The organism is Pedobacter agri (assembly GCF_032678665.1).
In the GTDB taxonomy this organism is placed as follows: Bacteria; Bacteroidota; Bacteroidia; order Sphingobacteriales; family Sphingobacteriaceae; genus Pedobacter; species Pedobacter agri_A.
Window position 1 is genome coordinate 1 of the sequence record NZ_JAVTSH010000006.1, and the last position, 21,201, is coordinate 21,201.

Below are 21,201 nucleotides of genomic sequence, written 5' to 3' on the forward strand. Positions count from 1 at the left end.
GATATTTACTGAACCATATAGGGATATAGATATATAGTTGGTTTTGTTCCTATATGATATTGGGAAACAAACATATTTGTTGAACCATATAGGCATATAGTTATATAGTTTTGATTGGTTTAAGATCTAATATTTATCAGCTCGGTATTCGCTACCAATGGCGGCCACCTAAACCTGATGGTACGGAAATCCTTTTTGGGGTAGGAACTTTCGGACATTAGCAAACCATCCCCAAAAAGATTGGAGGGACAGCAGGACTGAAACCGACATTGGAACACTGTATTTGCTTTACAAAATATTAGGTATCAGTTTAAGTGATCTCATTTCGTGGTCACAATTTCTGCTGTTGATTTATCCAATTACGCAATGTAGAGCTTATCTCTTTAGTATCAGGCTCCATCTACATCTGTTAAAAAATGTAAAAACTTTCAACCCCGAGGCAATAAAACCGTATTATTGTAGTATTACGTACATAATTCATGATGAATAAAATACACCACAAACTAAGTTTTTTCATTATTTTAATTTTGCTCAATGCCAACTCATTTGCGCAAAGTAAGAATGTGCAGCTGCCTGCCAATTGGTACAATCTGGACTTGATTGAAAACGGTTATTTTGGCATTAGTACCGAGAAGGCTTATCGTGATTTATTAAAAGATAAAAAACCCAAAGAAAATATCATTGTAGCTGTAATTGATGGTGGGGTAGACACCAAACATCCCGATTTGCAAAATGTGTTGTGGACAAATAAAAAGGAAATCCCGAATAATGGTATTGATGATGATGGCAATGGCTATATCGACGACATTCATGGATGGAATTTTATTGGATCAAAGAAAGGAAATCTTGAATTCGATAACCTCGAATTGATTCGGTTATATCGCATCTATCATCCCAAATATCAATCAACTACCAACCTCACGCCGCTAGATAGTGCGCAAAAGGAAGAATATCGAATCTATAAGAAAATTGTTGGCGATTTTGGAAAGAAGTACGAAGATGCGAGTAAGACTTTTCCGGTATTGTTGGCCATTAACAAAGTTATTGATTCCGTTGCCCGAGTAAATAATAAACCTATGCCGACGCTTGAAGATATAGATCGGTATAAAGCCGATAATGAAGACGAAGAATACGTGAAAACGATTATCAGAAAGGGCTCAAAAGAAGACGGAGGTTTCGAGAAGTTTAACAAAAGTATTAAGGACGGATACAAACAGTATGATGCCATGCTGAAGTACAATTTGAATCCGAAATACGATATGCGGGCAGAACTTGTTGGTGATGATTACTCGGACCCGAATCAACGCAACTATGGTAACAGCGATGTGAAAGGACCCGATGCATTTCATGGTAGCCATGTTTCTGGAATTATTGGGGCAGATCGTAAAAATGGAATAGGTATTATGGGTGTGGCTAACAACGTAAGTATTATGGCCATTAGGGTAGTGCCTACGGGTGATGAGCGTGATAAGGATGTTGCCAATGGTATTCGCTATGCTGTAGATAATGGTGCAAAAGTGATTAATATGAGCTTCGGTAAAGGTTACAAGTGGGATAAAAAAGTTGTTGATGATGCTGTAAAATATGCGGAAAGCAAAGGCGTCCTTTTGGTGCACGCAGCAGGAAATGATAATCAAAATAATGATATCGAAGAAAATTATCCTAACAAGTATTTCGAAAGTAAAGCGTCTGAAGATTATAAACAAGCAAATAAGAAACCTAGTCTGCCAGATTTTACTCCGCCACCCAGAAACACTCAGAATAATGGAATGGGGATGAGGCCAACAGTAAGTCGTTCGCCTGTAATTAAGCCTGTTCCGTTAGATTCTGCAAAATTTAAATTGCCACATGCCAATAACTGGATTGAGGTTGGAGCAAGTGCTTACAAGGATGATGATAACTTAAAAGCAAGTTTCTCGAATTATGGAAAATATAATGTTGATGTTTTTGCGCCCGGGTTTTTGATCAATTCTACCATTCCTGATGGAAAATATGAAGAAGCCGATGGAACCAGTATGGCTGCGCCTGTGGTTTCTGGATTAGCGGCACTGATTTTAAGTTATTATCCTCATCTAACTCCTGTTCAGGTACGTGAAATTATCATGAAATCTGTTTCGAAGGTTGCACATAAAATAAAATATAAAAACGAAAAGGGGGAAAACGTACGCGTAATGTTTAGCGAGATATGCGTAAGTGGAGGTGTAGTTAACGCTTACAATGCATTAAAACTAGCCGAAAATTATAAATAACTTTCACTGGCTAGCGAATTATTTGCACTATTAAACGTGGATTTTTAACGCTTAATGGTTTTGATAAATTCCTGAAAAGTGCCGAAAGGATATTTTTTTGATTTCAACCAATGGATAAATTTATCCATCCTTTGTACCATTTGTTGTCCGCTATTTTTGCGAACATAGGCAGGAAATCCAAACCTTTCGAAATTATTTAAATCCGTAAACTCCCAGGGATGAAAATAAATGTTTAGATAATGGTCTTTTTTATAAGTCCAGCTGGCTAAAGCTTTATAAATGCCTAGCGGGAGATTATGAAATGATAACCAGAATAGCGGAAACCTAACAATTGGACTTACCGAAGCTGGAATTTGCAGAACATTTTGTTTTGTAAAAAAGGTTCTGGAAATATTAAAATTGTTGTAGCGACCAGGAAGATAAGTTGGATTGATGGATGTATTGTAAGTGTAACCCGCTTTCTCAATTTCTTTTTCATCCACAGGCATCATCCGAGCCATACGATAACCCGTAATCTCTTTACCAGAAAGTTCTTCGAGTTTGATCTTGGATTGAAGTAAATGCTCTGGCTTAAAATCGGAATGGTAATAACCATGAGATGCCAGTTCGTGACCGGTTTCGGTAATCCGTTTAATTAAATCAGGAATGTTCTCAGCAAAAGTTACGGTACAGAAAAATGTCGCTTTAACCTGGTGTTTATCCAGCAAATCTAATATGGAAATCGTACCTGCTCTAGAAATCGAAATCTGATCCGCAAATGAAATTTCCCGGTCGTATTCAAATGGCATGTCAAATTCTTCAATATCAAAACTTAATAGCACCATTATTTTTGAGGAATATTTGTTGAACGGATAATGTAATTTGGACGGTTTTTGGTTTGCATAAACATTTTACCTACATATATGCCAATGATGCCCAAAATGATGAGTTGCAAGCCTCCGAAAAAAACAATCGTCATAATGACAGATGCCCAACCTGAAACCTCAACATTATTTGCAAAAGCATAAATGATGTACGGGATATACAAGACGGACGCAAACGACAATATAAAACCAAGGTAAACTGCTGAATATAGGGGTTTAATGCTAAAAGAAGTAACGCCATGTAGGGCTAACCTGAACATCTTCTTTAGGGTGTATTTACTTTTGCCCGAAAAACGTGCTGCCGGATTATATTTAATAGCGTATTGTTTAAAGCCGAGCCATTTCACCAGTCCTCTTAGAAAAGGTTCATTCTCCTGAAAGTTTCTAAATACGTTCACAACTTTCTGGTCTAACAGGCGAAAATCGGCGGCTCCGGGCTCTAGATCAATATCTGATAACCAATTGAGTGTTTTATAGAACAGATTTGATGAACTTCGTTTTCCTTTTGATAAGTTTTTATCTTCTTCGCGAATGGTGTAAACCACCTCAAAGCCTTCTTCCCATTTTTTAAGCATGTCTGGAATTAACTCCGGCGGATGCTGCATGTCACAATCCATTGAAATTACACAATCGCCAAATGCATGATCCATACCCGCCTTAACTGCCAGCTGGTGGCCAAAATTTTTACTAAACTCCAGGAAAAAAATATTTTCCGCTGTAGATGAATACTTTTTTATCTTCTCCAGTGTATGGTCAGCGCTTCCATCATCTACAAGAATAATTTCATAATTGTAAGCTATAGAGGAGAAAACCTTTTTAATACTTTCAGCAATCACGAAAATATTATCAGCCTCGTTGTAAGCTGGTATTACGATGGAAACTAACTTCTTCATTTATCGGCAATCAAATAAGATTCAAAATCTTCTTTCAGCATTTGGTAAACTATCGTGAGCCAAATGATTACGCAAGGTAGGGCTTTGAGCGAATATAGACGAATAAATTCTTTTACACTCCTCGGGAAAATATCAGTTGGCGACAAGCTGGTTAAAATAAAAGCAAACACGAACAGCGAAATTATCCATTTGCTTTTCGGCTTTTGTTGAATAATAAACCAGATGGCCACACCTGCAAAAGCGATGATGTAAGTTGGTGATTCGGAACCGCTGCTAAAAATTACGGTGAATATTAATGTGGATGCCAATAACATCAGCTGAAAAGCAGGATGTTTGTATTGATTGATTCGTAAATAAGGCAGGCCAAAAAGAACAAGGCCACCTAACAGAAAGGGTGTATTTGAGAGTTCAACATTTCCGCTTATTCTTCTGGCCATTCCCATTATAGAGATATCCTGAAAAGATGTTAACGATGCATTTGTAGCGTTTTTATGCACCAATGAATTGAACCAGTCTGCATAGGATTGCAAAATGAAATCTGGTGAAGACAGTATCATTGGCAAAACAAATAACACACTGAAGGCAACCAGACCAGCCATAATAAACTTCATCTTATTTTTCGAAAAGAAGAAAAAAGCTAAGCCTACTATTCCGTACAATTTAATTAATGTTCCAATTGCAATAAAAAAGGCCGACTGAACTTCCTTCTTTTTAATAAGGTAAGAAAAACTTAGGATGATGAGGCCTGTTAGTGCGATGTTAAACTGAAAACTGAAAAGCGCTGTTAACGTTTCATGTGAGCAAATCCATGCAATTGCCGTACGCTTATTAATTGATAGTGGTAAACTATATATGCCCCAAAGCAATACAGAGACGTTGGTGATATTCCACAAAAACATCCCTAATCCATCAGGCAATAAGGCGAAAGGCGCAATAAATAAGGAAAATACCGGGCCGTAGTGGTTACTATCTCCATATTCTGGATAGTTATTAAATAAGTTCTGCAAATCTACCGTATGCCAGTAAACATATTTAAAAATGAGGTAGTTGTTGTAAGAATGATTATGGTATTGTTTAAAACTTGCGGTAATGGCCAGGATGAGGTAAACTCCAATAATGCATTCTTTTTTTAATAAAAAGTTAAACGCTTTATGAAACCTGGGATGCTGTAATATTGCCATTTTGATTAGTGCTGCAATATAAGCATTTTTTGAGAATAGCTTATTAAACACTTAGAATGCTGTTTTTTTGCTCCCTCTTCGTCACCCGTTCCCTAATTGGTTTCAATTGTCGTCTGTCAACAAGATCTATTGAGACAAAATTTTTAAACCTTCAAAATTTCATTAGGTTGAATTATATTAAATAAACTTTAATTTAACTTAAATATAATTTAAAAATATTTATTTTTAATTATTTAATATTTAATTTCGTTTCATAACCAAGTATAAATTCACCCATAGCCTAGCGATGGTTGAATATTAACCATTCACTAATGTATCGTATAGTTTCACTTCAAGTAATTATAAAATCACGGATTGATAAAATTTAAATACCATCCCGACATTCTAAACCAAATAATATGAGAATTAACTTTACAAAAAGTAATTTAAGAAGAAGTTTAGGGCTTCTGCTCTTTATGGGCTGCTTTCTTACAATTACTGCACAGGCTCAAACGGTAGTCGTTGGAGTAGTAAATGATGCGCAAGGTAGTCCTATCCCCGGGGCAAGCGTCAAAAGTAAAATAGGCAGCAAAACCTCCGTTACCAGTTTAGATGGAAGATATTCTGTCAGTGTAGCGGAAAATGATTCATTAACCTTTTCATTTATCGGCTTTAAATCGCTTACGGTGGCTGTTGGCAATAGGAAAATCATTGATGTTAAACTGATAAGTGATGACCAGCGCTTAAATGAAGTGGTTGTGGTGGGTTATGGTACGCAGAAGAAAGTAAATCTCACCGGTGCGGTATCGGTAATTTCATCCAAAGATTTAACCATGAGACCAGTTGGACAAGCATCTGCAGCGTTACAGGGTTTAGCACCAGGGGTAACCGTTACGCAGGCCTCAGGTCGCCCGGGCGGCGATGCCGGAACGATCAGAATTCGTGGAATCGGAACTTTAAATGATGCCAACCCTTTGGTATTAATTGATAATGTTGAAGGATCATTAAACAGCATCGATCCCAGTTTAATTGAATCTGTTTCCGTGTTAAAAGATGCAGCGTCGGCATCAATTTATGGTTCGCGTGCGGCCAACGGCGTTATTTTGGTGACCACAAAACGGGCCAATGCGAATAGCCTTTCTGTTTCTTATAACAACTATGTAGGTTTTCAGGAGTTAACCCGGTTGCCAGATATGGTAAATGCGGTTGACCATATGGAGCTCACTAATTTAGCCAATGTGAATGCCGGTGCCTCGCCAACCTTTAGTCAGGCGATGATTGACAATACCCGGAATGGCACCAATCCGGATCTGTATCCAAATACCGATTGGCAAAAGGAAGTGTTAACGGGATCAGGTTTTATGCAAAATCATTTTATTACGGTAAATGGTGGTGGTGAGAAAGTTAAATTCCTTGCCTCATTGGGTTATTTTGATCAGGCAGGTTTGTTGGAAGTATCCAGATTTAAAAGAATTACCTTCCGAAATAACGCTGATATTAAATTTTCTGATAAGCTAAACCTAACTATAGATTTACAAATTTTGAGCCGGGTAACCAAAGAGCCAGGAAGAGGCAGTAGCTCGGTGTTTAATCAAATGAACAGAATTGCGCCCATTTTTGCCGGGATATTCTCCAACGGAAGTTATGGCGAAGGTTCAAATGGAAATAATCCTATTGCATACAGCCGCCCTGATGGTGGATTGGCTAAAACTTCCAATCCTGGAGCAAGCCTTAATTCGACATTAACTTATAAACCCTTCAAGTGGCTTCAAGCCGATGTAACCATTGCACCCCGATATGATCAGGTTGATGACAATACTTTTGTTACGGCCATTAAAACTTATCGAGCCGATGGAAATCTGGCTTTTACCCAACCGGCATTGGCTACTTTAGATGTGTCAAACAGTCGGGCCCTTTATAACAATATGAGGGCTACGCTAACCGGAAGTACATCTGTGGCAAAACATTCCTTTAAATTATTGGCTGGTGCTTCACGGGAAGATTATACATCTGATGTACTCTCCGCATCAAGGAATACCTTTATATTTCCAGCCTATCCGGTATTGTCTACAGGTGCATCTGCAACACAACAGAACGCTGGAACAAGAATGGAATGGGCATTACAATCTTTCTTCGGCAGGTTTAATTATAATTATGATGAACGTTACTTGTTAGAACTGAACGGAAGATACGACGGCTCTTCCCGCTTTGCGGATGGTAAAAAATATGGCTTCTTTCCATCGGTGTCTGCAGGCTGGCGCTTATCTGAAGAGCAGTTTTTCGAACCACTAAAAAATACGATCTCCCAACTAAAAATCAGGGCATCATGGGGTAAGTTAGGCAATCAGAATATTGGTACTTATCCAGCAATTTCATCTATACAACTTGGCTCTTACTCTTTTGCGAACCAGATTTATACTGTAGGGGCGTTAAACGATGGTGCCAATCAGCTGATTACCTGGGAAAGCACGGAAATGAAAGATATTGGTTTCGATTTAACAGCTTTTAAAAACTTCGACGTTTCATTCGATTATTATGATCGTGTAACAGACAACATTTTATTGCGATTAGATGTTCCATTGATTTACGGAAAAACTGCACCCTTTCAAAATGCAGGTATAGTGCAGAACAGGGGATGGGAAGCGGGCATTTCTTATCGGAATAAAATCAAAGATTTTAACTACTCCATCGGAATCAATGTATCTGATGTGAAAAATAAAATCATCGATTTAAAAGGGGTAAGCCAAACCACGATAACGGTAAGCAATGAAGGTTCGGCCATTAATTCATTGTTTGGATATGAATCGCTAGGTTATTTTCAGTCTGATGCAGAAGTTGCAGCCAGTGCGAGGCAAATTGGAAATGTAAAGGCCGGAGATATTAAATACAAAGATCAGAACGGTGATGGCGTAATCGATAATAACGACCGGGTAATCATCGGGAGCACTATTCCGCGATATACATACAGTGCAAACATCAACCTTTCTTACAAGGGTTTCGATTTGGGGATTTTTCTGCAAGGGGTAGGGAAAGCAGACGGATACCTGTATGAACAATCGGTAATGCCATTTTTTAATGGTGGTACCGTTCAGGAAATGCACAAAGATTACTGGACACCACAAAATCCTAACGCAAGTTTTCCACGCCTGGCTTTCGGCGAAACCAATAATCAGCAAACCTCGAGTTTCTGGCTGAAGGATGCGTCTTATCTCCGCTTAAAAAATCTTCAGTTAGGTTATCGATTGCCATCGGCTGCCATTACCAAAATTGGTTTAAAAGGTTTAAGGATTTATGCAAATGCAAGCAATTTATTTACGATAGACAAATTTTGGGATGGATATGATGTGGAGGCGCCTGTTGGAACAGGAAATACCTATCCACAGGTTCGGGTTTATAATTTTGGTTTAGATGTTAATTTTTAACGAAATGAAAATAAAAATATTCACAGCCATGGTGCTGTTACTCTCGCTGTCATTTTCTGCCTGCCAGAAAGATTATCTCGAAAAATCTCCGTTTAATCCATCTTCGGAATCATTTTATTCCAACCAGGATGAGTTGTTGATTGGTTTGTTGGGCTGTTATCAGCAGCTGAATTACTCCGAACAAAATTACGGAAATGGAAATTTAAGGGTTCCATGGCAGGTTTTTATTGATGCGGCTACCGATATCTGCTGGGATAGAACCAACGGTGATTTACAGAACATTGGCAAAGGAAGTATAGATGCAAACAACCGCGTGGCACTGGTGCTTTATCGTGAAGGATACAAAGGCATTGCCCGCTGCAATTTTTTACTCGATAATGTGAAAAAATTGGAAGGCACCATTCCTGCGGCACTTTACAATCAAAGTATAGCCGAAGCCCGATTTATCCGTGCCTTACATTACAGTTACTTGCTTACTTTTTTTGGTGGGGTTCCACTGGTTAAAACTGATGTAGCGATTGATCAGCTCCAGATTCCGAAAAGTACCAAGCAAGAAGTAGCAGATTTTATAATTAGTGAGCTCGATGCTGCTGCCGTAAACCTTCCACTAAATCAAGCGGTATTAAATGATGGCCGGGCGACAAAAGGAGCGGCGCTAGCCATTAAAGCCAGAGTTGCGCTATATAATGAAAGATGGGATGTTGCCGCACAAGCTGCAAAAGCAGTGATGGATTTGGGAAAATATACGCTGCACAATAATTATGGCGAACTTTTTAAATACGCAGGAGAATCATCAAGAGAAATTATTCTCGCTTTACAGTTTGCCAAAACAATCAACACCCATACTACCCCTCAATATTTGCTTCCACGTTTACCTGGTGGAGTTTGCGATAAGGTTCCTTTTCAGAGTTTTATTGACTCATACGAGTGCACCGATGGACTTTCTATCGACAAATCGCCTCTTTATAATCCACAAAGACCATATTTAAATCGCGATCCCAGATTGAGTTTTACCTGTGGAGTTCCCGGGAACATCATATTCGGCTATCAGTTCGAAACTCATAAAGACAGTTTACAGATCTGGAACTATAATGTTACTCCTGCGGTTCGCATTGCAAACACGGAAGCAACCCATGCTTTCGCAACCTTTACCGGTTATGTTTATAAAAAATATACCGATGAAATTGATCGCAATGACAGGCAGAATTCTGAATTGAATATAATTTTGGTTCGCTATGCAGAGGTATTGCTCACTTATGCAGAAGCTAAAATTGAAGCGAATCAAATCGATCAGACGGTTTACGACGCCATAAATTTAGTGAGAAGAAGAGCGACTGTTTTAATGCCAGCCATTACAAGTGGCAAAACACAAGCAGAACTAAGATCAATTGTGCGCAAAGAACGAAAGTACGAATTTGCTTTGGAGGGTTTGCGATTAGCTGATATCCGCAGGTGGAAAATAGCCGGACAGGTATTGGTTGGTCCGGCATACGGGCGTATCCCGAAAGGATTGCTTTCAAATGCCCCAGTTATTGATGCCAATGGAACGCCCAATTATAGTAATGTGACCAATCGGGCAGATATGCGTGTAATTGAAACTAAATTATTTAACAAAGACAGGGATTATTTATTGCCTTTTCCAACTATAGAAATTCAAACCAATAAAGCTTTGGTACAAAACCCGGGCTACTAATTCACTTGTTAAATCAGCAAAGCGGATAAAATACTGCTTTGTTGATTTAAAACCTTTTTTTAATTGATGCAATGCCAGCCGCGGATTATTTTGATACTTTAGAAGAATGCATTAGTTTTTTCTGTAACCACTTCCGGACTGGCTCATCATACCATTTTAATGAGAGGTGGGCAAGCATAATGGCGCTTATTAAAATCAATAATGCATAAGGCGATGCCTGTAAAATGGTAATTCCCTTGTTATTGCTAATCCAGGCTACGTAAAAATAAACTATCGGATAATGTACGAGGTAAAGCGGATAAGATAAATCACCTAAAAACTTACAAATTTTTTGCTCCCGCTGACTTTGGATCATGCCGCTGGCACCAAGATAGACGATTAAGGGAAAGATAATGATCACACAAACCGATTCGTAAATTCCATTCATCCAAAGGTACTGCGCTCCGCCTATGCGGGGCATATACAACACGATTGCAATTAAAAGGCTGCACCACAAAAAAGCATTTTTAATTCGGGTTGGTTTGGCTATCCGCGAAAGTAACAGCCCGGCAAAGAAAGGGAACATCGTCCGGGTTAAACCTACACGTACTTGTTCAACATTAAGTGTCCAGCCGCCACTAAGATCGCCGTTTGTAATGGCCAAGTGTGCTAAAGCTACGGCTGCAATCAATACTAAAATTGTCAAAGCTCTTTTAGAAAATTTTCTGATCCAGACTGCATAAAGAATGTTCGCAATGTATTCAAAAAATAGTGACCACCCTACACTATTTAATGGGTGCATTTCCTGCCAGCCACGGATATCCATCGACAAGGGAATTGGCAGTATGGTATATCCAATTAACATCACCAGCAACATTTTCCATATTGGAACGGTGTGGATGAGCGGCCATATCGTAGCGTCTGTGAAATAAAATCCAATAGCACCGAGTGTCATTCCTAAAACTACCATAGGTTGAAGTCGTATGATCCGGCGTTTGAAAAAATTAGCAACATTCATTTTATTCCACCTGTCATCGTAGGCATAACCCATCACAAAACCAGATAATAAGAAGAAGAAATCAACAGCCAGGTAACCATGATTAACAACAATATCTAAATGACCGGTTCCTAAAGGCTCTGCCAAATGGAACGTAACAACAATTATCGCGGCAATGCCACGGAGGCCATCCAGAATAGGGTAGTGAGGTTTGGTTGCCAGTGAGGGATTCAAATCAGGTTTCATTGATAACCGCAAAATGTGAAAAAATAGCTGACATTTTTTTATCAGACTGAATTTTTACAGTGGCGATTAGTGGATGGTAATGGTATTTTTAAAATGATCGGCCGCTTGAGATTTAATCTGTATATTAGTTGAGAAGGAAGGTTTGAAAACAAAAAAAGCCCATCGAAAGATGAACTTTTAACCAGTAGCGGAGCTTCAACACGTTATAACCGCTACGAACATTTTGATGCAGTAATAAATTTCGCAAGGGCAATAATTAATGAAATTAAGGGGCCATACAGGAAAAAGAAATTACTGTAAGTTTTCCTTAATATCAGTTTGATCGCAAGATATAGTAAGAGGTGAGACTGAGCTACCTAACATATACAAAGCTAACTCGATCTTTTATATTAAAGGAATGAAAGAAGATTTATTATAAGGGATGGATTGTTTGTTCTTAACCGATTTGAGTTCAATTTGCAAGCTGATTGAATTAACAAGATCCAAAAAAAGCAGATCTCGTTAATTTTTTATATTAGCCTCCAAGTTCACCAAGTATGCGTTTTGTGATAGCAACATGCTCTTTAAACACGGCAAGCGACAAGGTAGCCAAATGCCTACCCTGATTTTCTGCAGCTCCTGCCAACTTTCCCTTGCTGATATAACTCGCAGCGAGATCACGCAGGAATTCGTGATTTTCCAGTTGTGCGGAAATATATGCTTTATCAAATTCGGGTCCCGCTGGTGTATTTTTGATTTTTGCAAGTGTGGCTTTGGCTTTTGCATCCATCGGTGGAACTGGAGTGCCCAGGTCTTTTAAAACACCGGTAACGGCAATGGCTTCCGTAAGCTCAAAGCCGGCAAATTCCTTTGCATTTTTATTGCTTGCCTTACTGGCAGCAATCTGGCTTGTAGCCAATGAAAGCTCGGCAGGGCCGATAACGCCCATTCTAAAAGCTTTTTCGTTCGATGCGTTTGGATCTCCGTTCCACTCAGCTTCTGAGGCATTTGCTTCGTTGGCACTAAATAGTGATGCCGCAAGAGATAGTCCTGTTCCCATTGCAATTGTTCCGGTGATCGACTTTTTTACAAAGTCTCTGCGGCCTGATTGTTCGTTTTCCATTTTAGTTATTTTTAATGGTAGAACATAGCCTATGTTCACATGTTTTGGGTAATTCAAAATACCGCACTTCCAATAGCTCTTATTAAAAATATTGGCCTTATTAATCTATAACATTCTAAAAAACAGATATATCCCGAAATGGGCGGCAAATTATACTAAAACCTGCATTAACGTTTATGATTAAACGTTGAATGGTAAAAAATCAATTGTACCAACGTTACAGCGTACGCCGATCAAATTGCAATACAAACCAGAGCAGCAAGGCGAAGCTATTGGTTTTACGTCAGTCGGAAAGGCTTATTAATCCTGCTTTTCGACATGTTCCGCAGGGCATGTCGAAATAAGTATAAATCAGGATTTTAATCCTGAACTAAAATAAAAAATATTTTTGAGGAATAAATTAACCAGCTTAAACAAAAAAAGCCCATCTTTCGATGAGCTTTTATTCAGTAGCCCTTACTGCACAGATTTCGAACTTTTTCCTTCCTGATTTGCAGGAGTTGGCGAAAGTTGCCAACTATTTCAAAGCTTTAAATCATTATTAAATGGTTTTCGCGTTATATTTTCATTGCTTATGTAACCATTTTCTGGTTTTCAAAATCATTTTCGTTATGGAAATGATCTTATTTATTTCTGGCGGTTATCTTTAAGTATTTATTTTATTGATATTTGGTGAATTTTAACATTGATTGATTTATTTTTACCAATGGTATTTATAATTCCCTAATCTATTGTCAGAATACTTTGATATAGCCTCATTTGAAGACTTGTTTAAAAGACATTACAAGTTTTTGGTTCTTGTTGCGTATCAAATTTCTAAAGACGAAGCTTCCGCAGAGGATATTGTTCAAGATTTCTTTATTAATTTCTGGAATCGTAGAAAAGAAGTAACAATTGAATCCTCTTTTCAATCTTATGCTACCCGAGCTGTAAAAAACCTATCTTTAAGCTACGTCAAAAAGCAACCTCATTCAGTTGAGTTAACAGTTCAAATTTCTGCTGGACTTCAAGGCGATTATTTAGAAGAGGAAGAAGCTTTGCAGTTTAAGGAAACTGCAGATGAAAAAGTTTTAAGCTTGGTTAATATGTTGCCAAGTGAGCGTAAAAAAGTATTCCTGCAATATGTGGTTGAAGGTTTGAGTTATGCTGATATTGCAAAGGCAAATAACATCTCCATCAACACCGTTAAAACCCAAATGAAACGTGCTTATGCTTTTCTAAAAGCCAAAGCAGCTGAAGATCCGCTCTCTATCATTTTCATTGCCATCCTTTTTGGTAAAGGAAAATTCTAATCAAAATATAAATTTACTTTATTGTTAGTCAGTTTGTTATAAATTATTTGATAATTTTTTAATATTACTGTCACCCTAAATTAACATAAAGCAGACTATATATTAATCCGTCAAAAGACATGAACGCAAAAGAAAATATCTGGATTGAAGTTATCCAACAATTAAATAATAATGAATTGCCTGATCAGCAATTGTTGGAGCAATTGAGCCTTGAGGAAAGAGAATTGATTGATGCCTTAAAGGAAGATAAAATGATTGCAGGTGCGCATGTTTTGGTTAATAAAATTGATGAAAACTATGCCTGGCTTAAAGTTCGTTCCGATCTACAAGTTAAAACGGCGAAACTTATTCCAACTTTATTGAGGTATGCGGCTGTTATTTTATTGCCGCTGATGATTTTAGCAGGTGGGATTTTCTATTATCTTAAAAATAACGAGCCTGTAGCGCTAAGTGCAGCTTCACTTTATCCAACGGATCATCATAAAGCGACCTTGATTTTAGCCGACGGCAGTGAAGTTGAACTTTCTGAAAATCCAGATAAGCAATTAGGAGAAGTAGCCGGGACAAGCATCACCAATAAAAACAAAGAACTGTTAAGCTACAAAGCAGATGGTTCTGCAACAGGAAAACAGGTTTTCAACAAATTGGTTATTCCTCGTGGAGCAGAATACAAATTGGCTTTGGCGGATGGAAGTATGGTGATGATTAATTCGGCTTCGGTGCTTCGCTTTCCGGTAAATATTAATGCAGCAAGCTCTCGCGATGTTTATTTAGAAAAAGGAGAGGCATATTTTCAGGTGGCAAAAAATCCAAATAAACCTTTTATTGTACACGCCAATGGAATGGATGTAAGGGTTTTAGGAACCACATTTAATGTAAATACTTATACCAAAACCATACGGACCACTTTAGTTGAGGGTAAGGTGGAGGCAAAATCTACCAATAAGCAAACTACCGTTTTAGCGCCAAACCAACAGGCAATATTTAACAGTCAAACAAATGCCTTAACCAAAGCAAATGTTGAGGTGATACCTTACGTAGCATGGGCAAATGGAAAAATTGTTTTCGAAGAAGCTACGCTTGATGAAGTAATGGAACAATTGAGTTTATGGTATGATTACGATGTAGAATTTCAATCGGAGAAAATTAAACAAATTCATTTCTCGGGAGAGATTGAAAGATACAGTGATATAAAAGTTATACTTCACATTATAGAGCAAACAGGAGGTGTGAAATTCAGTGTTAAAAACAGGAGGATATATGTAGATCAACGTTAAAACGAACATCTAACCAAACCAAAATCAAAAATCAACCAAACTATTCAAAACTAAATGAAAAAATATTTACAAAATTATTTTTCGCCTGGATTAAGCTTTTTAACGAAAACGATAAGTGCCGCAATCTGTGTAATTATAATTTTTAGCTTTTATGCAAAAGCACAAAGCCCAGCTAACATTTCCATTAATGTTAAAAATGCAAAATTATCTGATGCTGTGAAAACAGTAAGCAGGCAAGCGAAAATGCAATTTTTCTATAACGCCGATCAGTTGGATAAAAATCCAAGGGTTACGGTGTTAATAAAAAATAAAAGTTTAAATGTTGTTCTAACTACGCTTTTAAACGGAACAGATATCACTTTCGTAATTGATAAGGATGTTGTAATCTTCAAAACTAAAGCGGTTTCGTCTTCCGGAGGTCCATCGCTTTCACAAAAGAAAATTAGGTTAACCGGAAAAATAACCGACGATAAAAATAACGCCATGCCTGGGGTTTCTATTCAGGAGGTCGGGCAACAAAATACTACTTCTACAGATGGCAATGGAAATTACGTGCTATTGGTTAATGACAATAGTTCAATCCGCTATCAATACATCGGTTATAAACCAATAATTAAGGCTGTAAATACGAGTAGTGAGGTTTTGGTATATAATATTAAGCTTGAAGAATCGACACAAGGGCTTGAAGATGTAGTGGTTACAGGATATCAAAATATTGCCAAACGCGATTTCGTTGGCGCTATTTCTTCTGTAAAGATGGAAGATATTAAAGTTGCGGGCGTAAATCAGATAGATAAATTACTGCAAGGGCAATTACCGGGCGTTGCGGTTAGCAATTCTTCAGGTTTGGTCGGTTCTAAACCTAAAGTTAGGGTGCGTGGAACATCAACTTTGTTGGGGAATCAAGAACCAGTTTGGGTGGTTGATGGAATTATTCAGGAAGATCCGATTCCTTTTGATTATCAGCAACTAAACTCTTTTACACCGGGTACTTCTGATGATGCTATTAAAAATCTGGTTGGAAGTACAGTAGCTTTTCTTAACGTTGATGATATTCAGGATATTACAGTTTTAAAGGATGCTGCCTCTACTGCAATTTACGGCGTTAAAGCTGCAAACGGTGTTATTGTAATCACCACTAAAAAAGGAAAAGTTGGTAAGGCATCGATTAACTATTCTACAAACATAACTACCTCACAGAAACCAAACTACGGTCAATTTAATTTGATGAACTCAAAAGAACGTATCGATGTGTCAAGAGAAATTTATGCCCGTGGTTTGCAATTCGGAACCACACCCGATCCAATTTCTTACGAGGGCTTATCTACAGATTTATTTGATAAGAAAATAACACAAGAACAATTTGTTGCAGGTGTTAATAAACTGGAAACCAATAATACAGATTGGTTCGATATTCTTTTTCAAACACCCATTAGCCAAACACATTCCATCAGCTTATCAGGCGGTTCGGATCGTACGACTTACTACGCCTCAATTGGCGTTTTAAATGATAAAGGAAATACGAAAGGAAATGAGCAAAATCGCTATACCGCATCGGTTAATGTAAACACAAGCTTAAGCGATAACCTGAAAATTGGTTTTAAACTAAATGGTGCTAAAAGTAAAACGGAAGGTTTTTACAATGTAAATCCATTTAATTATGCCTATAACGCAAGTCGCTCCATTCCGCTGTATAACGAGGATGGTTCTCTATATGCTTATGTCGCCCCAAATGTTGGAACATCAGGTGCTTTTAGGTATAATGTTTTAAATGAACTGGCACAAACAGACAATTCGAATAAACTAACCTCAATAAATTTCGCCGGAAATTTGGAGTACAAGTTTTTGAAAGATTTTACCTTCCAATCCTTATTAGGTTTCGGCTATAACCAAACCATTGGAGAAACTTATGCTACCGAACGTTCAAATTACATCGCTCAGAAAAGGCAATATGAATTTGGAACTGCATTGCCGGGTTCCATCGCTTATGTTGCATCCCCGCTTCCTGTAGGTGGAGAGTACAATGGCTACACAATGAATAACCAGACCGTTACTTTTAGAAATAACATTGCTTATGCCAAGCGTTTCCGTAATGGAAAAGATGGTTTTAATGTGATGGCTGGACAAGAGATTAGGAGTGCTAAGTACGATGGGATAAGGCAAAAAAACTATGGCTATTTGCCAGATAGAGGAAAATCTTTTGCACAATTACCTGCTACTACTACTAACACCACGGGAACTTATGCGAATACGTTATTGAATGAAACGATACCAACCGTTACCGATCGTATTTCAAATTATGTATCTTATTTTGGAACCGCAACCTATAATTTCGATCAGAAGTATGTAGTTAATGCTAATATCCGTACAGATGCATCAAATCGTTTTGGTCAGTATTCTAATCACCGTTTCCTACCAATCTGGTCAATCGGTGGAAAATGGAATATTGCTGAAGAACATTGGTTTGATCATTTAACCTGGATGAACCAGATTTCTGCCCGTGTAAGTTATGGCTTTCAAGGTAACGTAGCAGAGAACTTTAGTCCTGATTTAATTGCGCAAATTCCGAGTGGTGCATCATCAGTTAATCCTATTTCCGGCGACCCGGCGTTGACAATTAAAAGCTTAGCTTACAAAGATTTACGTTGGGAGCGAAATAAAACTTTAAACTTAGGGTTAGATTTATCTTTCTTCAATAACCGGGTTTCGGCAACTTTCGATTACTTCAACAAAAAAGGATACGATATTATTGTTCAAAAGCCAATTTCTTTGGAATATGGTTTAACTACCATGCCAATAAACGCAGGAGATGTAACCAATAATGGTTATGAAGTGTCGGTAAATGTGGCGCCAATTAGAACTAAGAACTTCGATTGGAGCATTGGTTTTAACACTTCTCAGGTTAGCAATAATGTAGTAAGCGCTGGAGCAATCTCCTTAACCGATTGGAAAACTGCGGTTTCTGGAGGATTATACAAACCTGGTTTTGCATCTACCTCAATATGGTCTTTTGATTTTGCAGGATTAGACCCCCAAACCGGTAAGCCACTTTTTAATGGACTGGATGTAAGTAAAAATCCTGATGCGGCGACAGATGTAACTAAAGCCTTGGTTTATTCTGGTCAATTAGATCCAAAATTTACTGGCGGATTAAGCAATAACTTTAGGTACAAATCATTTACCTTAAACGCATTTTTATATATCAGTACCGGGAATGTGAAACGTTTACCAGCGTTATATCCAAATGCAAGGGATGCGCAATCTGCACCTTACCCTTTTCAGAATTTATCCGCAGAGCTAAACAACAGATGGCGTAAACCAGGCGATGAGGATTTTACTACCATTCCATCATTACCAAACGCAAATGCTCTAGCACTACCAACTATATTGGTTCCTGGTTCGAGTGCACCCGCCTTTTCACACCAACTTTATGATTATTCAAATGAGCGAGTGGTTGATGCAAGTTTTGTGAGATTAAGAAATTTGGCATTCGGTTACGTGGTTCCTAATAATCAAATCAAAAAATTAGGTTTGAAATCTGCTCAAATCCAGGCCACAGTAACCAATTTGTTTTACATCGCCGATAAACGTTTGAATGGTACCGATCCAGAAGTTAATGGAAACAGTTTGCCAATTCCCCGTACCTATTCACTTTCATTAAACATTGGCATTTAAAAAGAAGATCATGAAGAAATTATATATATATCTAAGTTTTATTTGCCTCACTTTATGCTTGGTTTCTTGCCAGAAAAATTTTCTGGAAGAAAGCAGCCAGGATATGGTTCGTCCGAAAACAACAGAAGCCTTAAACCAAATTATGACAGGCGAGGCTTATCCCTTAACATTATCCATACATGATTACATTGAATTATTGAATGATGATATTCAGGCTGATTACAATGCTAATGCTGTTGTGGTTGCAGCACTTAATAAATATGCACCAGTATTTACCTGGCAAAAAGACATGCTCGATAAACTGGCGCAGGTTTCTGCTCAAAGTCCAAACCCATGGTTAAATTATTATGCAAGAATCAAGGGTTGTAATGTGGTTTTGGATTATGTAGATCAGGTTGATGGTACGGAATCAGAAAAACAAAACCTTCGCGGACAAGCGCTTGCTTTAAGGTCTTACTATTATTTCATGATGGTAAATCTTTTTGGAAAACCGTACGTTGGAACGGCGGTAAATCCGGAAACTGATCTTGGTGTACCATTGATCTTAACTGCCGAAGTGACTGATGCGAGCATAAAAAGATCGACCGTTAAAGAGGTTTATGATCAAATTGAAAGAGATTTATTGGCTGCCATTCCATTACTGGATGCGAATGGAGAGGGAAACCATGTTTATAAATTTAACGGTGCTGCTGCTAAGTTCTTATTGTCGAAAGTTTATTTGTACAAAGGAAATTGGGATGGTACGATTAAGTATGCTGATGAAGTTTTGCAGAAAAAATCAAACCTGAAACAATACAACGAAATTCTGACAACAGCTACTGCCTACGCCATTTCATCTGGAGTTACTTCTCCCGAAGTAATTTGGGGTTATGGTTATTATGCGGAACTTTCTACCATGCCTTATGGTAGTCAAGGTGTAACCCGTGCTGCATATTCTGTTTCAGATAATTTAACTAATACCTTTGATGCTGCTGATTTAAGATTGAAATATAGTTTTAGTACGATAGCGTACATTTCTGGCTCCAGCATTATTTCGTATAAAGGTAGATCTGGAAAATATACTGGCGTTGGTAATAGCAAGGCATTTCGCACAGCAGAGGTTTATTTAAATCGGGCAGAAGCTAATATCATGAAAGCCATTTCAGGCGATCAAAGTGGTGTTACAAAAGCTTTGGCAGATATCAATTTGGTTCGATCGAACCGAATTACTACGTCTGCTTATGTTCCTGTAAGCATTACCGATCCTCAGGCTTTATTAACTTTTTACAAAGCAGAGCGTCGCCGGGAATTGTGTTTGGAAGATTCGCGTTGGTTTGATCTTCGCCGCTGGGGAATGCAACCACTTTCTCATAACATCCAGTTAAGCGCCGGTAGTCCACAAGAGGTTAGACTCGTGCAAAATGATAGCAGGTTTACCTTAGGAATTCCAACTGAAGCCTTAAACAGAAACCCGAATCTCGTTCAAAATCCATAGCATTCAACCACAAACAATATGAAAACTATAAAATATTCAGCCTTAGTTATCGCATTTACACTGCTCTTTTCAGGTTGTAAGAAAGAAGAGGCAGCGCTTACGCCCAGTGAATTAACTGTTCAATATCAATTGCCACAAGGTAACCATGATTATGATCCAACAATTGTATCGTTAAACCAAAGATATGGATCGTTTTTCCTTTATAAATTTGGTTTACTAGATTTTACTTACGCACCTGTTTATATTCCCGGAGGATTTACTGATACTTATACGGTTGATCAACCTGATGAGGCTTATGTTGGGAAGGTATTAACCTTTCTTCAAAACAACTGGTTAAATTATTATCCAGACGCATTTTTGAAAGCAAACCTGCCATTTAAGGTTTTGATGGGTCAAAATTTAAGGACCAAAGCGACTACACCAACTTATTACACCGTTTTATCTAACTATAACCAGATGACGGTAAGCAATGTTTCTGCCGCTTTTGATGCCATGACTGCGGCACAAAAGAAAACTTACGTAAATACACTCCATACAGAGTTTTTCAATTACATTTTAAACCGAGGAAAATTAGATGTTCCTGCAGAATTTTCTACGGTAACAAATTATACTTTGCCCGGTTCTACAACGCTTTATTATGCGCAGGGTTATTTATCAATTACCAATGCATTTGCTACCGAAAATAAAATGATTAAGGATTTTCTTTCTTACATCGCTCTAATCACATCAAAAACCAAATCAGAGCTTGATGCAACGGTATTAAAATCGACCACCGATACAGCGGGTTTAATCAAAAAGAAATACGATATCATCATCAATTATTACAAGACTAAATATAATATCGATTTACAAGCCATCGGAAACGCAGGCGTAATTTAA

At 37.9% G+C, this 21,201-nt stretch carries 13 protein-coding genes; 8 read left to right on the top strand and 5 right to left on the bottom strand.

All coding sequences use genetic code 11. The features are described 5' to 3' along the window. Positions 1 to 479 precede the first annotated feature (479 nt). Entirely contained in the window at positions 480 to 2,249 is a 1,770-nt protein-coding gene (locus tag R2Q70_RS13295) for a S8 family peptidase (protein ID WP_316808057.1), read from the top strand. Between the two features lie 44 nt (positions 2,250 to 2,293). Here R2Q70_RS13295 and R2Q70_RS13300 read toward each other — a convergent pair whose 3' ends face one another. Genes R2Q70_RS13300 through R2Q70_RS13310 form a run of 3 tightly spaced genes read right to left on the bottom strand, consistent with a single transcriptional unit; the run spans position 2,294 to position 5,186 of the window. Next, entirely contained in the window at positions 2,294 to 3,073 is a 780-nt protein-coding gene (locus R2Q70_RS13300; RefSeq protein ID WP_316808058.1) for a polysaccharide deacetylase family protein, read from the bottom strand. Then, positions 3,073 to 4,005, bottom strand: a complete 933-nt coding sequence (locus tag R2Q70_RS13305) for a glycosyltransferase family 2 protein (protein WP_316808059.1) — start codon at positions 4,003 to 4,005, stop codon at positions 3,073 to 3,075. Before R2Q70_RS13305 ends, R2Q70_RS13300 begins: the two co-directional genes overlap by 1 nt. Beyond that, entirely contained in the window at positions 4,002 to 5,186 is a 1,185-nt protein-coding gene (locus tag R2Q70_RS13310) for a glycosyltransferase family 87 protein (protein ID WP_316808060.1), read from the bottom strand. The genes R2Q70_RS13305 and R2Q70_RS13310 overlap by 4 nt, the downstream gene beginning before the upstream one ends. A gap of 398 nt (positions 5,187 to 5,584) precedes the next feature. Between R2Q70_RS13310 and R2Q70_RS13315 the strand changes: the two genes are divergently transcribed. Both R2Q70_RS13315 and R2Q70_RS13320 read left to right on the top strand, forming a co-directional pair. Further along, positions 5,585 to 8,587 (top strand): TonB-dependent receptor, encoded by a 3,003-nt coding sequence (locus R2Q70_RS13315; RefSeq protein ID WP_316808061.1) that lies wholly within the window; start codon positions 5,585 to 5,587, stop codon positions 8,585 to 8,587. Positions 8,588 to 8,591: 4 nt separating this feature from the next. Next, the gene (locus tag R2Q70_RS13320) at positions 8,592 to 10,280 is read left to right on the top strand and encodes a RagB/SusD family nutrient uptake outer membrane protein (RefSeq protein WP_316808062.1); all 1,689 of its coding nucleotides are present in this window, start codon (positions 8,592 to 8,594) and stop codon (positions 10,278 to 10,280) included. Positions 10,281 to 10,365: 85 nt separating this feature from the next. Here the strand turns inward: R2Q70_RS13320 and R2Q70_RS13325 are convergent, their stop codons facing one another. Both R2Q70_RS13325 and R2Q70_RS13330 read right to left on the bottom strand, forming a co-directional pair. Then, complete coding sequence (locus R2Q70_RS13325; protein WP_316808063.1) at positions 10,366 to 11,502, bottom strand: acyltransferase; 1,137 nt, start codon at positions 11,500 to 11,502, stop codon at positions 10,366 to 10,368. 514 nt (positions 11,503 to 12,016) lie between these two features. Next, on the bottom strand, positions 12,017 to 12,604 hold the full coding sequence (locus tag R2Q70_RS13330) for a DUF4142 domain-containing protein (protein ID WP_316808064.1): 588 nt from the start codon (positions 12,602 to 12,604) through the stop codon (positions 12,017 to 12,019). A gap of 731 nt (positions 12,605 to 13,335) precedes the next feature. Here R2Q70_RS13330 and R2Q70_RS13335 point away from each other — a divergent pair. The 5 genes from R2Q70_RS13335 (at position 13,336) to R2Q70_RS13355 (ending at position 21,201) form a co-directional block, all read left to right on the top strand. Next, the gene (locus tag R2Q70_RS13335; protein WP_316808065.1) at positions 13,336 to 13,896 is read left to right on the top strand and encodes an RNA polymerase sigma-70 factor; all 561 of its coding nucleotides are present in this window, start codon (positions 13,336 to 13,338) and stop codon (positions 13,894 to 13,896) included. A gap of 119 nt (positions 13,897 to 14,015) precedes the next feature. After that, entirely contained in the window at positions 14,016 to 15,173 is a 1,158-nt protein-coding gene (locus tag R2Q70_RS13340) for a FecR family protein (protein WP_316808066.1), read from the top strand. A 54-nt stretch (positions 15,174 to 15,227) separates the two neighbouring features. Next, complete coding sequence (locus R2Q70_RS13345; RefSeq protein WP_316808067.1) at positions 15,228 to 18,848, top strand: SusC/RagA family TonB-linked outer membrane protein; 3,621 nt, start codon at positions 15,228 to 15,230, stop codon at positions 18,846 to 18,848. Positions 18,849 to 18,858: 10 nt separating this feature from the next. Then, entirely contained in the window at positions 18,859 to 20,322 is a 1,464-nt protein-coding gene (locus R2Q70_RS13350) for a RagB/SusD family nutrient uptake outer membrane protein (protein WP_316808068.1), read from the top strand. 18 nt (positions 20,323 to 20,340) lie between these two features. After that, positions 20,341 to 21,201 carry a putative zinc-binding metallopeptidase gene (locus R2Q70_RS13355; RefSeq protein ID WP_316808069.1) on the top strand — a complete coding sequence of 287 codons (861 nt, stop codon included), beginning with the start codon at positions 20,341 to 20,343 and terminating at the stop codon, positions 21,199 to 21,201.

Excerpts from the sequence above, each read along its gene's own strand:
- R2Q70_RS13305 (WP_316808059.1), bottom strand. The coding sequence starts at position 4,005 with ATGAAGAAGTTAGTTTCCATCGTAATACCAGCTTACAACGAGGCTGAT.
- R2Q70_RS13310 (WP_316808060.1), bottom strand. The coding sequence starts at position 5,186 with ATGGCAATATTACAGCATCCCAGGTTTCATAAAGCGTTTAACTTTTTA.
- R2Q70_RS13345 (WP_316808067.1), top strand. The coding sequence starts at position 15,228 with ATGAAAAAATATTTACAAAATTATTTTTCGCCTGGATTAAGCTTTTTA.
- R2Q70_RS13295 (WP_316808057.1), top strand. The coding sequence starts at position 480 with ATGATGAATAAAATACACCACAAACTAAGTTTTTTCATTATTTTAATT.
- R2Q70_RS13325 (WP_316808063.1), bottom strand. The coding sequence starts at position 11,502 with ATGAAACCTGATTTGAATCCCTCACTGGCAACCAAACCTCACTACCCT.
- R2Q70_RS13330 (WP_316808064.1), bottom strand. The coding sequence starts at position 12,604 with ATGGAAAACGAACAATCAGGCCGCAGAGACTTTGTAAAAAAGTCGATC.
- R2Q70_RS13315 (WP_316808061.1), top strand. The coding sequence starts at position 5,585 with ATGAGAATTAACTTTACAAAAAGTAATTTAAGAAGAAGTTTAGGGCTT.
- R2Q70_RS13350 (WP_316808068.1), top strand. The coding sequence starts at position 18,859 with ATGAAGAAATTATATATATATCTAAGTTTTATTTGCCTCACTTTATGC.
- R2Q70_RS13355 (WP_316808069.1), top strand. The coding sequence starts at position 20,341 with ATGAAAACTATAAAATATTCAGCCTTAGTTATCGCATTTACACTGCTC.
- R2Q70_RS13320 (WP_316808062.1), top strand. The coding sequence starts at position 8,592 with ATGAAAATAAAAATATTCACAGCCATGGTGCTGTTACTCTCGCTGTCA.
- R2Q70_RS13340 (WP_316808066.1), top strand. The coding sequence starts at position 14,016 with ATGAACGCAAAAGAAAATATCTGGATTGAAGTTATCCAACAATTAAAT.
- R2Q70_RS13300 (WP_316808058.1), bottom strand. The coding sequence starts at position 3,073 with ATGGTGCTATTAAGTTTTGATATTGAAGAATTTGACATGCCATTTGAA.